Here is an 11919-nt window from a genome sequence, read left to right as displayed (position 1 = left end):
CGCTGTAGCCTTGGAAATGTCGCTGGGAAGTGCCGGGACTACATCTGGAACTCGGGGAGCCGAACGGTCATGCCGTCCATCGCTTCGGTGGCCTTGATCTGGCACGAAAGTCGCGACGTGGCCTCGCGCTCCGGCGTCAGGTCGAGCATCTGGGCCTCATCATCGCTCTGCTCGCCAGCTTTGTTGAACCACTCGGCTTCGAGAATGATGTGACATGTGCCGCACGCCGCCTCGCCTCCGCAGTCGCCATCAATGCCCGCGAGGCCGTTGTTGGTCGCGAGCTGCATCAGCGACTGTCCCTCGACGATGTCGACCTCGGTCTCTTCGCCATCGTACGAAATGAATGTGATCTTTCCCATATTCCTCATCCTATGATTGGTTGTGCGGGCGGTGACCAGGACCGCCAAGATTAACGGGTTTTGCACCAAGGATGGCGCGCAGTTGGTCGGGGCGCTAGACCGTCCTCCACCGCTGCCTAGGGCCAGTGAGGGGAGTTCGCCCCCCGGCGGGCGTGAGGTGCTGGAGCAGGTTGAGCCGTTGCTCAGGTGACGGAGGGTGGCTCGGTTTGTGATCGGCCGCCTGACCCCTGCGATGCTCGACACCATCTTCTTGCGCGCCCGTGACCTGTGCGCCGCCTAGTTGTCACCCTCCGGCGCTATCGTATGCACATGGAGTCAAGCATCGACATCACCCGCCATATCAATGCGCCGGTCGAGCGGGTGTGGCGGATCATCACTGATCTCGACAATGCCGCTGATGTCCTCGACGGCATCACGCGCATCGAGCGGCTCTCGGGAGACGGCTACGAGGTCGGTACCCGTTGGCGGGAGACCCGCAAGATGATGGGCAAGGAAGCCTCCGAGGAGATGTGGGTCACCGAGGTCGAGGCACCACGGCGCACCGTGATCGCCGCAGAGCATGGGAAGGTGCGCTACACGACCGAGTTCCACCTCGCCGATAGCGACGGTGGCACCGCGGTGACCATGCGCTTCTCCGCGCGGATGCCCGAGCGGCGTGGTCTGCGCAAGCTTGCCGACAAGGCTTTGGTCCGTTTCGGTACCTCCATCACCCGCAAGGCCATGGAGAAGGATCTCGACAGCATCGCGCGCGTGGCCGAAAAAACGACATAGCGGTCGCAGCGAACCAATTGCGCGATATTCTCATTGTGCGGGGAGCGGTAGCTCCTGGTGAACCCTCTGACTCGACCAGGAGGTCGGCATGGCCGCGTTCCCAGCTCTTCCAGGCCATCTCGCCCGCGGCTCGGCCGTGGCTGGCATGCTCGCGGTCGGGCTCGCGATGTCAGCGTGCTCGTTCTCCCTCGGATCCGGCTCCGACGAGGAGACCTCGGCCGCACCAAGCGCAGCGGTCACCGAGCCCCCGGATCCAAGTGCCAATGACGATTCCAAGTCGACGTTCGGTCGGCAGTCCGAACCGGACGCTCTCGAAGAGAACCAGGTCAGCGCTTTCAAGCTCCGCGTGGGTGACTGCCTCTCGGAAAGCTCCACCGAGAGCCAGGTCGAATCAGTGGGAGTCGTTCCTTGCTCCGCCGCGCACGGTCGCGAGGTCTATGCCCTCGTCGAGCTCGAGGACGGACCTTTTCCCGCCGAGGACGAGCTGATCGAGATCGTCGAGAGTGCCTGCTACGGCGAGTTCGAGCCATTCGTAGGCATTGACTACGCGGACTCGCGCTACTACATGAGCTATCTGTATCCCACCGAGTCCTCGTGGGCCGACAACGACCGTGAGGTCGTCTGCATGCTGTTCGATCCCGAGGGAGACATGACCGGCTCTGCCCGCGGAACCGCCGAATAGGGCGAAGGCCGACGCACCGCGGGATCGCGCGCCGTCACTTCGCTACAGCGCGGCGGCGACTGCAGCCGGGGCGGCGTCGGCATACTGAGGGGCATGGCGGAAAACAATGTTCTCGGCAGCGCGCTGGAGGAATGCGGCACCGATCCGGTGACCGGCTACTTCCGCGATGGTTGCTGCAACACCAGCGACGACGATATCGGCAGCCACACGATCTGCGCGGTGATGACCCGTGAGTTCCTTGATCATCAACGGTCGATCGGGAACGACCTGACCCGCCCGATGCCGCAGTATGGCTTTCCTGGCCTGCAGCCAGGGGATCGGTGGTGCGTGACGGCCCGGAACTGGCTGCGCGCCCAGGAGGACGGCGTGGCGGCGCCGGTCGTGCTGGCCGCCTCGCACGAGCGGGTCCTCGAGCTTGTGCCGCTCGAGGCGCTGCGCGAGCACGCCGTGGATGTGCCGGGGGATATCAGCGGCCTCGGCGATCCTTCCTAGGCGTGTGCGCCGCGGCAGAAGCTGACGAAAGCACCGGATGCGTCCAAGCGCGAGAGAAGCCGCCCCGGACTGAGGGCGGCTTCTCTCGCGCCTAAGGCTGCTGTGTTGGAGGCGCAGGCCTACCAAGGCCTTGCGGCTATTCCAGATCGGCGTGTTTTCGCTGGCGCACTGGAGCGCCCGTGGACACATGGTCCTCGCTGAGGGCCTTGACGAGGCTGTAGATCATCACGAAGCCGATCAGGAAGAACGGCAATCCGATCACCGTGATCACCTGCTGCAAGGCGTCGAGCCCATTCGTTCCGGCCGCCGCAGCGAGCAAGGTGGCGCCGACCACGCCTTCGAGCGCTGCCCAGAACACGCGCTGGCGGACGGGCCCGGACTCCGACTCGCCGGTGCACAGCATGTCCACCACCAGTGACGCCGAGTCCGATGACGTGGTGAAGAAGATGACCACGATCAGCACCGAGATCGACGCGATGAACGTGGTGAGCGGGAAGTTCTGGAGGAAGGCGAACAGGGCGCCGGGTATGTCATTCTCCTCGACGACCTCCCGCACGAGCGTGCCCTCCTGGTTGCGCTCGATATCGAACGAGGAGAGGCCGAAGATCGAGAACCAGACAATGGAGAAGGCGGTCGGGAGGCCGAGGACGCCACCGACGAATTCACGGATGGTGCGGCCCTTGGAGATGCGGGCGATAAAGATGCCGACGAAGGGAGCCCAGGTGATCGTCCACGCCCAGTAGAAGACCGTCCAGTTGCCCTGCCAGCCAGGGTTGACGTTCGAGGCGTCCGTCCAGAAAGCGAGCGGCACCAGCCATTCCAGGTATGTGCCGGTGGTCTCGATGATGCCCTTGGCAAGGTACAGCGTGGAGCCGGTGATGAAGATGAAGATGAGCAGCCCCACCGCCATGGTGATATTCAGGTTGGAGAGCCGCTTGATGCCCTTGTCGAGGCCCATCACCACCGAACCGATCGCGATCAACGTGATGATCGCGATGAGGATGACCTGCGTGAGCTTGCCCATGGGCACGCCGAACAGGCTATTGAGGCCCGCGTTGATCTGCAGGGTGCCCAGGCCGATCGAGGTGGCGACACCGAAGAGCGTGCCGATGACGGCGAGGATGTCGATGGACTTGCCTTGCCAGCTATGGATCCGCTCGCCGAGGAGGGGGTAGAAGATCGACGACACGCGCATCGGTAGTCCGCGCTTGTAGACGAAGTAGGAGAACGCGAGCGCGGGCAGGCAGAAGATCGTCCAGGTGTGCAGGCCAAAGTGATAGAGCGTGAAGCCCATCGCCTCTTCCATGGCTGCCAGGGACTCCGGTTCCACATCGGCGCGCGGCGGGTTGGCGAAGTGGCTGATCGGCTCGGCCACGCCCCAGAACATCAGGATCGTACCGATGCCCGCAGCGAACAGCATCGCGAACCACGTAGCGGTGCTGTACTCCGGTTTCTCGTCGGCGCCACCGAGCCGGACATGGCCGTACCGGCTCAGCGCGATCCAGATGAGGAAGATCAGGAACGAGGTGACGCCCAGGATGTAGAACCAGCCCAGGGACGTCAGCAGCCAGTCCCGGGCCGCGGTGAATATGGAATCAATGAAATCCGTGAACGCGATCGCGAGCACGACGAATCCCAGGACCAGTCCGCCAGAGACGAAGAAAATCGTGGGATCGGTCTGCAAGCCGAGTCGATCATGCATTTTCCTGAGCATGGCGGCACTTCCTCACCGAAGTAGCGTGGTCAGATCGCTCTGTCTCTCTAGGCTCTCGGGTCCATACTGCTCAAGATCAATCATGACACTCTGTGACCCGGAACACACGGTTTTCGTCGTGAACGATTTTCAATCGTGACTCGCTGGCACAGCGGCCAAGTCCTCCCTGCCGTGGTCCAACCGGAGTACCGTTGCGGCAAACCGATGCAGCGATACCCGGCCTTGCCACAGGCCGGGGCGAGATGAGGTAGACGATGTCCATTCCCTCACACCTGGACGCCCTGATCGACGAGCTCGCGGCGGGGGAGAAGCTCTGGTCCGCGACACCCCTGCGCAGGCGTCGCGAACTGCTGGAGCAAGTTCATGCGAGCGTGGCCGCCGCAGCGAACGAATGGGTGGCCGCCGCGTCCCATATCAAGGGCCTCCCGGCGGACTCACCGCTCGTCGGCGAGGAATGGATGTCCGGGCCCTACCCGGTGCTCACAGCCACCGCCGCCCTCGGGGAGTCCCTGCAGGCGCTGGAGCAGGGCCGTAGCCCGCTCGGCGCCAAGCATGTCCATGACGGCCCCGGCGGGCGGGTAGCCGTCGATGTGCTTCCGTACGACCTCGCGAACGCGTTGCTGCTCAACGGCTTCCGCGCCGAGGTGTGGCTGCGTCCCGGGGTCGACCAGGACACCGCGATGCGCACCGCTGGACTAGCCCAGCGCACTCCCACCGAGACAGCAGGAATCGGCCTGGTCCTCGGCGCGGGGAACATCACCTCCATCGCGCCGCTCGATGTGCTCTATGACCTGTTCGCCAATAACCGCGTGGTGATCCTCAAGCTCAACCCGATCACCGACCCGATGCTTCCCGTGCTCGAGAAGGCACTGCGCCCGCTCATCGATCTCGGCGTGGTCCGCATCGTGCTCGGTGGTGCTGACGTGGGCGGCTACCTCGCCCACCACGAGCAGATCGGCCACATCCACATGACGGGCAGCGCCGCCACCCACGACGCCATCGTGTTCGGCACAGGCGAGGAAGGCGCCCGTCGCAAGGCCAGCAATGAACCGGTGCTCACCAAGCCGATCAGCAGCGAGCTCGGTGGAGTCTCCCCGGTGATCGTCGTGCCCGGCGAATGGAGCGACGCCGATCTGCGCTACCAGGCCGAGCATGTGGTCACCCAGCGGCTCCACAACAATGGCTACAACTGCATTGCCGCGCAGGTTCTCGTCGTCCCGGCCGACTGGAAGCAGAAGGAAGCGTTCCTCGCCGAGGTGCGCTCCGTCCTCGGCGAGGCACCCGCCCGCACGGACTACTACCCCGGAAGCGGTGACCGCGTCACTTCCGCGCTCGACACGCTCACCGGGTCCACTCGCATCGGGGACCGCGTGCTGGCGCCGGGGGTCAAGGCTGACTCGCCCGCGCTGACCACCGAGTACTTCGCGCCCGTCCTCGCCGTGACCGAGCTGCCCGGCAATGCCGCGGACTATCTCGACGCGGCAGTCGAGTTCGCCAACGAGAAGCTCGCGGGAACGCTGGGCGCGAACATCATCATCCACCCCGCTACTCGCAAGGATCTCGGCGAGCGATTCGACACGGCGATCGAGGAGCTGCGCTACGGCACCATTGCCATCAACGCCTGGACGGGCGTCGGCTACCTCACCGCCCGCGCCACCTGGGGCGCCTTCCCCGGCCACACGCTCAACGATGTGCAGTCCGGCATGGGGGTCGTGCACAACGCGCTGCTGCTCGCCGAGCCCGAGCGCACCGTCGTCACCGGTCCGTTCCGGCCCGCGCCCCGCTCACTGCTGCGGGGCGAGCTTGCTCTCAGCCCCCGGCCGCCGTGGTTCGTCACCAACCGCACCGCCGCCACCACCGGGCGCCGGCTCACCGCCTTCGCCGCCAACCGATCCTGGGCCAAGCTGCCTGGAATCTTCGCCTCCGCCCTGCGCGGATAGCCCCGACCGCGCACTAGAGGAGCAGCAGAATGAGCACGCGCAACACAGTCGATTACGTCATCGTTGGTGCCGGCTCAGCCGGAGCCGCCCTCGCCGCGAGGCTCAGCGAGAAGCCCGGGACAACCGTCGCGCTGCTCGAGGCCGGACCGCCCGACGACAACCAGTTCATCCACATCCCCGCCGCGTTCTCCAAGCTCTTCCGCAGCGAGTACGACTGGGACTACAGCACCACCGCTCAGCCCGGGCTCGCCGGGCGCAAGATCTACTGGCCACGGGGCAAGACCCTCGGCGGTAGCTCGTCGATGAACGCCATGATGTGGGTGCGTGGCTACGCTGCCGACTACGACCAGTGGGCAACCAGCGCTGGCCCGGATTGGTCCTTCCAGAAAGTGCTGCCGTACTTCCAGCGCATCGAGAACGTCGAGGGCGCCACCCCGCCCGGCGACGGCACCAGCGGCCCGCTCCACGTCTCTCGGCAGCGCAGCCCGCGTCCCCTGACCAACGACTACCTGCAGGCCGTCTCGAGCCTGGGCCACCGCCTCGAGCGCGCCAACCAGTACCAGCCCGACGGCTTCACCCAGACGATGGTCACCCAGAAGCGCGGAGGACGGCACAGCACCGCTGACGCCTACCTGCGGTCCGCCATCAAGCGCCGCAACCTCACCGTCATCACTGGCGCGCAAGCCACCCGCATCCGCTTCACCGGCTCCCGCGCGACCGGCGTCGACTACCTCCACCAGGGCCAGCACTGCGAGATCCATGCCGGGCGGGAGATCATCCTCAGTGGCGGAGCCATCAACACGCCCCAGCTGCTCATGCTCTCCGGCATCGGTGACGCCGACCAGCTCACCCACCACGGCATCGCTGTGCAGCACCACAGCCCCGAGGTCGGGCGAAACCTCCAGGACCACCTTGTGGCCATCCTCTCCTACGAGGCCGACGGCAACACCCTTGCCGACGCCGAGACGCCGCGTCAGCTCATCTCCTACCTCGCCGCACGGCGTGGCATGCTCACCTCCAATGTCGCCGAGGCCTACGGCTTCGTCCGTAGCAACGACAGCCTCGAGCTGCCCGATCTCGAGCTGCTCTTCGGGCCCGCGCCGTTCCTCCGCGAAGGTCTTTTCGAGCACGACGGCCACTGCGCCTCGCTCGGCACCGTGCTGCTCACCCCGCGCAGCCGCGGCGACATCACCCTCAGCTCATCGGACCCGCTCGCCAAGCCGCTGATCGACCCGCGCTACCTCAGCGACGAGGAAGGATACGACCGCGCCGCGATCATGGCGGGCATCCGGCGGTGTGCCACCATCGCCGGCACGGCTCCGCTCGCCCAGCACCTCGGCGGCCACCTGCAGCCCCTCGTCGCGCCCGGCACGCCACTCGACGAGATCCTCGAGATGTGCCTCGAGCACTACGCGCACACCCTCTACCATCCCGTTGGCACCTGCCGCATGGGCCGCGACGACCACAGCGTCGTCGATCCCGAGCTGCGCGTGCGCGGAGTGGACAATCTCCGCATCGCCGATGCTTCCATCATGCCGACCATCATCCGCGGACACACCCACGCGCCCAGCGTCATGATCGGCGAGAAGGCCGCCGACCTGATCGCGGGGTAGAGGGAGGCGCGCTACCCGAACTCGATGCCGAGCGCCCAGCCGCCCAGCGCGTACACCAGCACGGTGATGAGCACGACGCCGATGATGTTCAGCCAGATCCCGGCCCGCATCATCTGCCCGATCGTGACATGACCTGATCCGAACACGATGGCGTTCGGCGGTGTCGCCACGGGCAGCATGAACGCGCAGGAAGCAGCGAGCACGGCCGGGGCGAGCAGCAGCATCGGATCGAGCCCGATCCCCAGCGCCACGCCACCCAATACCGGCAGGAACGTCGCCGCGGTAGCAGTGTTCGAGGTCAGCTCCGTCAGCAGCAGCACGATCGCGCACACGCCCGCCACGATCAGCACGATGGGAAGCGCGCCGAGGCCGCTCACCTGGGAACCGATGTACTCATCGAGGCCCGTGCCCGAGACGGCCCCGGCCAGGCTGAGCCCGCCGCCGAACAGCAGCAGCACGCCCCACGGGATGCCCGTCTGCGCGGTCTTCCAATCCAGCGTGGACACCCATTCCGCCGCGCCGTTCTCATCGTCGGGCTGGCGGTGCTCCGCGGGCAGCAGGAACAGCAGCAGCGCGGCCCCGATCGCGATCGCCGGATCGGACAGGTTCGCCAGGAAAGGCAACGCGGAGACCAGCACATCCACCTCGGCGAGCGGCTCGCGGAACACCCACAGGAGCGCCGCCACCACGAACACAACGAGCACGTTCCACTCGCCCCGCGACATCGAGCCCAATCCCGACAACTGCGAGCGGATCATCGACCGCCCGCCCGCGATCTCCGTCAGCCCGCTCCGGAAGATCACCCGCGTCAGCAGCACCCACACGATCACCAGGAACACGACCGTCAGCGGCAGGCCCATCTTCATCCAATCAGCGAAACTGATCGAGATCCCGTACTCCTCCTCCACGAACGCCACCATGATCGCGTTCGGTGGGCTACCAATGATCGTCGCCAGCCCGCCCACCGACGCCGCGTACGCGATCGACAGCATCAGTCCCACCGCGAAGTTCCGCGTGTCACGATCCGCCATCGCCGCGGCCGGGCCGGCCTCCGCGTCATCGCTAGCAACCAGGGCAAGCACGGACACTGCGATCGGCAGCATCATCAATGTCGTCGCCGTGTTCGACACCCACATGCTCAGGAACGCTGTCGCCACCATCATGCCCAGCACGATCTGGCGGGGCCGCGTGCCCACCACCCGCACCGTGTGCAGCGCGATGCGCCGATGAAGGCCCCACCGCTGCATCGCCAGAGCGATCATGAACCCACCCATGAACAGGAAGATCGTCGGCGACGCATAGGGTGCCGTTGCCTCGCCGATCGGCAATACATCGAGCAGCGGGAACGCCACGATCGGCACTAGCGCTGTCGCTGGAAGCGGCAGGGACTCCGTCATCCACCACACCGCCATCAGGACCGCGACCGCCGCGACCGTGCGCCCGGCCACCGAGAGATCAGGGTGGTCCGGTATCGCGAAGTAGGTGATGAGGGCGAGCGCCGGGCCACCAAACCTGCCCGCCCACAAGCGACCAGGCGACGGCGTGACCTGCGTGACGGAAGGCGTGGACTGCGTGCTCGTCATGACACCATCGTGAAACGGCAGCGGGCCGGGCGTGACCGGAATCGTGAACAAAGCGCGCGGTGGTGTTGAACTGCAGCCAGATCCACCGCTCGGCCGCGGGTCAAGGTGCAAACGCGATAGAAGCCGCCCAGGAAGGCAGGTGGCATCTATCGCGTTTGGCGGCATCCGGTGCTTTTGCCTCTGCCTGGCTAAACCCGCCCGCCGACACCCATCGCGGGCGACGGCCCATCGGCCGCGGACCTGGTAGGAATGTCGCATGCTCCGGGTTGCGCGTGGGGCCGCTGCGGCGGCGGGTTTGATGGGTGTGCTGGCTATGGCGTCGTGCGGCCAGGGCCCGATCGATGTGCCTGCCACGTCGGCACCCGCCACCGCGACAACGGCGCCGTCCACGGTGGCGCCCGCTCCGCAGTCGCCGGTCGTGGTGGTCAAGATCGATAATGTCGCGGCCGCGCGGCCCCAGTCCGGCGTGCAGGATGCATCGCTGGTGATCGTGGAGCCCGTGGAAGGGGGATTGACGCGCCTGATGGCTGTGCTCGAGGCCCCGTTCCCGGAGGTGGTGGGGCCGGTGCGCAGCGCGCGCATCACCGACCTCGACCTGCTGCGGCAGTTCGGGGAACCGACCTTCGCGTACTCCGGCGCGGCCCGGGAAGTGCTCGAGCGCTTCAACGATGCGCCGTTGATCAACGCCACCGAGGCCAGCGCGGCGGGCGCCTACTTCCGCGATCCCTCCCGGGCCGCACCGCACAACCTGTACGTGCGACCAAGCGATCTGCCCCAGCCTGGGGCGGCCCCCGAACGGCCGCTGGTGGAGACGGGTCCGCTGCCCGGCGGAGGGGAGCCCGCTGCTGCCGAGGATGTTGTGTATGAGCGCGCGGCCTACCAGCTCACCTGGGACGATCGGGCCACGGCGTGGGCGATCACGATCGATGGGCAGCCGTTCACGACCATGGATGCTGGCGAGCTCGCGGTCGAGAACATCGTCGTTGCGCGGGTACCTGTCCGCGATGGCCTGCTCGGCTCACCGGAGGCGCGCAGCACGGGATCAGGCGACGCGACGATCCTTCGCGGCGGTCAGAGATTCGAGGGACGGTGGGTGCGCCCGTCGGCGACCGATCCTTTCCGGTTCGCTAGCTCGACAGGCCGGGATCTTCCGCTTGCGGACGGCAAGACCTGGATCTTTCTCGTCCCGGACGCGTAGCAACAAGAGATGGATGTGTCGCCCGTCACAGTGCGCGGCGAGTGGAACCGCGCGGCATGACCGGTACGTCGTATTGAGCGTGTCCATGATCAATGCAGACGAGCCACGTCCGCCCATTCGCGCGCAGCGGTACTGCGCGAGCCCGCGCGGCCCGCGATCAGTGCAGCTTTTGCACGGCAGGCGCTCCCGCACCGCGATGCGGACAACTCTTTTCGGAGGATGCACGAGCCCGCCCCAAGAATGACGGGGAGCGGAACCGGTCAGTGGTGCGCCGCGCTGTGCTCCACGAGTGCGGAGTAGTCGACGGCGGCGCCGCGCAGCAGGGTCTCGATGACCGCGGACGCCTCGCCTTCGGAGAGGTGGCGGGACTGGAAGACGGCGCGGTAGTGGACGATCGAGGCCAGGAGATCGAGGAGGCTGTCGCGGTCCGCGTCCGGGCGGATGTCGCCGCGCTCTATCGCTTGGTCGATGGTCTGCGCGACTGCCCGCCGCGGTGGTTCGACGATGGCTTCGATGTAGCGTTCTCGCAGGCCTGGGTCGGCGGAGCAGTCGGCGAAGACCGAGCTCAGGACGTCGGGGCGGATCGTGCGGTACGCGGCGAGGAACACCTCGATGCCTTCGCCGAGATCGCACAGTGTGCAGCCGGTGTCCGGGGGTGGCGGCGTGTCGAGCCGGTCCGCGATGGCGGCGAGCGCGAGAGGCGCGCGCCCTGGCCACCGCCGATAGATGGCCGGCCGCGAGGTCCCCGCGCGTTGGGCAACGTCTTCGAGCGACAGGTCCAGGTATCCGCGCTCAGCAAGCAGTCCCAGGGTTGCGGTCAGGATCGCGGCATCGATATGGCGGTCGCGCGGACGCCCAGTGGGGGTGGTCATGACTGCCAGTATAGCGTTACAATACGTAATGTAACGGAATGGAGGCCGCGATGAAGCAAATCCAGCCAGATCTCTGGGAGACCGAGACCGAGCAACCGTTCCCAGGGCTGACCACCCACGCCTACCTTTGGACGTCGGCGATGGGCAATGTGTTGTTCTACAACACGACTCATGAGGACGAGCTCGACCATATGGCCACGCTCGGCGGGGTGGCGCACCACTATCTCAGTCATCAGGACGAGATCGCGCCATCGCTCAGGACCATCAAGGAGCGCTTCGGATCCACTCTGCACCTGCACGCCTCGGAGGCTCACCTCGCCGGGGTGACCGTGGACGATCCATTCACCGATGCGCACGCTGCTGGGAACCTCCTCGAGGTGATTCCCTCACCCGGGCACACGCCGGGCAGCACCTGCTACCTCGCGCACGGCGACGGCGGGAAGTACCTTTTCACCGGAGACACGGTGTATCTGCGGAACGGGTCGTGGACGGCGGGCTACATCCCTGGCCACAGCGACCGGGCCGCGCTGGACGAGACGCTCGCCGCGCTCGCCCGGCTCGAGCCCGACATCGTCATCTCGAGCGCCTTCGGCGGCGACAGCGGCGTGATGACGCTGGATCGGCCCTGGTCGGAGCATATCGAGCAAGCGCGCCGCGGATTGGCCCAGCCACCTAGCTCCTAGCCACCGCGCTCC

General features: G+C 66.5%; 11 protein-coding genes. 7 read left to right on the top strand and 4 right to left on the bottom strand.

Annotated features, from left to right (window positions below; genetic code table 11):
- Window positions 1-38: 38 nt before the first annotated feature.
- Entirely contained in the window at window positions 39-359 is a 321-nt protein-coding gene (locus tag QC765_RS12265) for a 2Fe-2S iron-sulfur cluster-binding protein (protein WP_278314729.1), read from the bottom strand.
- A 309-nt stretch (window positions 360-668) separates the two neighbouring features.
- Here QC765_RS12265 and QC765_RS12260 point away from each other — a divergent pair, with 309 nt between their 5' ends.
- The 3 genes from QC765_RS12260 to QC765_RS12250 all read left to right on the top strand — a co-directional run bounded on the left by QC765_RS12260 (window position 669) and on the right by QC765_RS12250 (window position 2304).
- Window positions 669-1130 carry an SRPBCC family protein gene (locus tag QC765_RS12260; protein ID WP_278314728.1) on the top strand — a complete coding sequence of 154 codons (462 nt, stop codon included), beginning with the start codon at window positions 669-671 and terminating at the stop codon, window positions 1128-1130.
- 88 nt (window positions 1131-1218) lie between these two features.
- Entirely contained in the window at window positions 1219-1812 is a 594-nt protein-coding gene (locus QC765_RS12255; protein ID WP_278314727.1) for a septum formation family protein, read from the top strand.
- Between the two features lie 93 nt (window positions 1813-1905).
- Complete coding sequence (locus QC765_RS12250) at window positions 1906-2304, top strand: DUF2237 family protein (protein ID WP_278314726.1); 399 nt, start codon at window positions 1906-1908, stop codon at window positions 2302-2304.
- Between the two features lie 136 nt (window positions 2305-2440).
- On the opposite strand, the gene QC765_RS12245 is transcribed toward QC765_RS12250, so the two are convergent.
- Window positions 2441-4018 carry a BCCT family transporter gene (locus tag QC765_RS12245; RefSeq protein ID WP_278314725.1) on the bottom strand — a complete coding sequence of 526 codons (1578 nt, stop codon included), beginning with the start codon at window positions 4016-4018 and terminating at the stop codon, window positions 2441-2443.
- 254 nt (window positions 4019-4272) lie between these two features.
- On the opposite strand from QC765_RS12245, the gene QC765_RS12240 reads away from it, so the two are divergent.
- Entirely contained in the window at window positions 4273-5958 is a 1686-nt protein-coding gene (locus tag QC765_RS12240; RefSeq protein ID WP_278314724.1) for an aldehyde dehydrogenase family protein, read from the top strand.
- 29 nt (window positions 5959-5987) lie between these two features.
- A complete protein-coding gene (locus QC765_RS12235) occupies window positions 5988-7571 on the top strand; it encodes a GMC family oxidoreductase (RefSeq protein ID WP_278314723.1) in 1584 nt (527 codons plus the stop codon).
- An 11-nt stretch (window positions 7572-7582) separates the two neighbouring features.
- Here the strand turns inward: QC765_RS12235 and QC765_RS12230 are convergent, their stop codons facing one another.
- On the bottom strand, window positions 7583-9154 hold the full coding sequence (locus tag QC765_RS12230; RefSeq protein WP_278314722.1) for an SLC13 family permease: 1572 nt from the start codon (window positions 9152-9154) through the stop codon (window positions 7583-7585).
- Between the two features lie 256 nt (window positions 9155-9410).
- On the opposite strand from QC765_RS12230, the gene QC765_RS12225 reads away from it, so the two are divergent.
- Window positions 9411-10352, top strand: coding sequence for a DUF3048 domain-containing protein (locus QC765_RS12225; protein WP_278314721.1), 942 nt, complete (start codon window positions 9411-9413; stop codon window positions 10350-10352).
- A 260-nt stretch (window positions 10353-10612) separates the two neighbouring features.
- On the opposite strand, the gene QC765_RS12220 is transcribed toward QC765_RS12225, so the two are convergent.
- Window positions 10613-11224: a TetR/AcrR family transcriptional regulator gene (locus tag QC765_RS12220; RefSeq protein ID WP_278314720.1), complete on the bottom strand. Its 612-nt coding sequence runs from the start codon at window positions 11222-11224 to the stop codon at window positions 10613-10615.
- Between the two features lie 50 nt (window positions 11225-11274).
- On the opposite strand from QC765_RS12220, the gene QC765_RS12215 reads away from it, so the two are divergent.
- A complete protein-coding gene (locus QC765_RS12215; RefSeq protein ID WP_278314719.1) occupies window positions 11275-11907 on the top strand; it encodes an MBL fold metallo-hydrolase in 633 nt (210 codons plus the stop codon).
- Window positions 11908-11919 lie beyond the last annotated feature (12 nt).

The organism is Hoyosella levis, from assembly GCF_026008515.1.
Taxonomy (GTDB): domain Bacteria; phylum Actinomycetota; class Actinomycetes; order Mycobacteriales; family Mycobacteriaceae; genus Lolliginicoccus; species Lolliginicoccus levis.
The sequence above is the reverse complement of the archived record's forward strand: the minus strand, read 5'-3'. Positions and strand labels throughout refer to the sequence as shown.